1 protein-coding gene and 1 pseudogene are annotated in these 1,214 nt (G+C 18.6%); one reads left to right on the plus strand and one right to left on the minus strand.

All coding sequences use genetic code 11. The features are described from left to right. Nucleotides 1-61 precede the first annotated feature (61 nt). A complete protein-coding gene (locus EZH24_RS12140; protein ID WP_137999326.1) occupies nucleotides 62-1,099 on the plus strand; it encodes a glycosyltransferase family 8 protein in 1,038 nt (345 codons plus the stop codon). On the opposite strand, the pseudogene EZH24_RS15405 reads toward EZH24_RS12140, so the two are convergent. Beyond that, nucleotides 1,100-1,214 (minus strand): annotated as a pseudogene (locus EZH24_RS15405) (N-acetylmuramoyl-L-alanine amidase family protein); the annotation flags it as partial.

The following is a 1,214-nucleotide window of genomic DNA, read 5'->3' on the forward strand; positions in this document are numbered from 1 at the left end:
GCGGATTTATATTTACTAAATATGGCAAATTAATAAAAGATAATTATATATGGAGTAATATATGGATATATGTTTAATATCAAATAATAACTATATTAACTATGTATCTTCTTTAATAGTATCTATATTAAAAAATTCTTCAATAGATGATAAATTCTCTTTTCATATCATAGAAAGTGATATTACTGATTATAATAAAAAAAAAATTATAGAGCTAAAAAATATTAAGGATTTTCAAATATATTTTTATAAACCTGAAAAATATATTAATAAAGCCAAAGAATTAAGTACTAGAAAATATAATAAATATTGGCATTATACTTTGTTTATTAAATTATTCATACCTCTTATATTAAAAGATTTAGATAATGTACTATTTTTAGATTCTGATCAAATAGTTTTGTCAAGACTTTCCAAATTTTATGAGTATGATATTTCTGATAGTTATCTTTTAGCTGTTAGATTATTAGAATATAATTTATCATGGATTAATAGTAATTTAGAAAATATTATGAATAGTCTTGGAGCTAATAAAAATGATTATATAAATGGTGGAATATTATTATTTAATATTAAGTATTTATATACTAATATGACATTTGAAGAATTAGAAAATAAAATAGATTATACTATAAATTATTTTGAAAAAATAGGAATTGGTCTTACAGAGGAATTAGTTTTTTTATCTATTTTTAGAAATAAAATATCATATATAAATTGTAATGTTGTATACGGTACTGACATTAATAATAATTCTCCCAAATTAATTAAAGCAATTGAATTATTAGAAAGTAATAATAAAGATGAAATTAATATAATACACTTTAGTGCAAAGAATATAAAACCATTATCTAACTATACAAATATAGATTATTATTATAATATATTTTGGGAATATTTTATACTTACTCCATTTTTTAAAGAAAATACCATGAAATATATGAATTTATTTGGTAATAATATTTCAAAATCAGATATTACAAAATTAAAATCTAATTTTACGGAAATTATTAATCATATTATATGGTGGATACCTATTAAAAAAATTAGAGTTTATATAAGAAGTAGTATAATAAATAAAATATATGATATAAATTAATTATTTTGTAAAACCTTTAGTCTTTTCAAAGAGTTATATAATTTTTTATACCGACAGCCGTTGCTTTTACCATTTTTAACCTTGTCTCTTTAGTATTCATAAGTTTAGCATATTC

The sequence above is a fragment of the Brachyspira catarrhinii genome, assembly GCF_005518285.1.
Lineage (GTDB): Bacteria > Spirochaetota > Brachyspiria > Brachyspirales > Brachyspiraceae > Brachyspira > Brachyspira catarrhinii.